This window comes from Bacillus sp. LR--39, from assembly GCF_053613335.1.
Genome location: NZ_JBSIOT010001296.1, coordinates 1 through 580 on the forward strand (window position 1 = coordinate 1; position 580 = coordinate 580).

Genomic DNA, 580 nt, shown 5'->3' on the forward strand with positions numbered 1-580 from the left:
AACAAAAAGCCCAGCTGGTCGGAAGAGCATACTACAATCTCGGATTATGCTATTACAATCAAGACCTTCTAGACCCTGCCATTGATTACTTTGAAAAAGCGGTCTCCACTTTTGAAAGCAGCAGGATCGTCAATTCACTGCCGCAAGCATACTTTTTAATTACCTTGATTTATTATAAACGGGGAAAACATGATAAAGCTTCGGAATATCACAAGCGGGGCTATGAATATGCTAAAGAAACAGACGATGCAGACTATGCCGTAAAATTCGAGTTTTTGCAATCCCTATATCAGGATCAGCCCAATGAAGAAGGAATCGAACGATGTTTCCAATACCTAAAAAATAAAAATATGTACGCTGATATAGAGGATTTAGCCCTAGAAGTAGCAAAATATTACTATGAACAGAAATGGTTTAAACTGTCTGCTTCCTACTTTCTACAAGTTGAAGAGGCAAGAAAACAAATACAAAGGAGTGAAGGTTTGTATGAAATTGAAATCTAAGTTGTTTGTTATTTGTTTGGCCGCAGCCGCGATTTTTACAGCGGCTGGCGTTTCTGCTAATGCGGAAGCACTCGACT

The 580-nt window shown here is 39.0% G+C and carries 1 protein-coding gene and 1 pseudogene; both read left to right on the forward strand.

Going from position 1 to position 580, the window contains the following annotated elements; all coding sequences use genetic code 11:
• Positions 1–503, forward strand: a pseudogene (gene rapC, locus ACWHAR_RS30085) (response regulator aspartate phosphatase RapC); the annotation flags it as partial.
• Positions 487–580: phosphatase RapC inhibitor PhrC (gene phrC, locus ACWHAR_RS30090; protein WP_452088806.1), on the forward strand; the 94-nt coding region annotated here is incomplete at its 3' end. The pseudogene rapC and the gene phrC, both read left to right, overlap by 17 nt.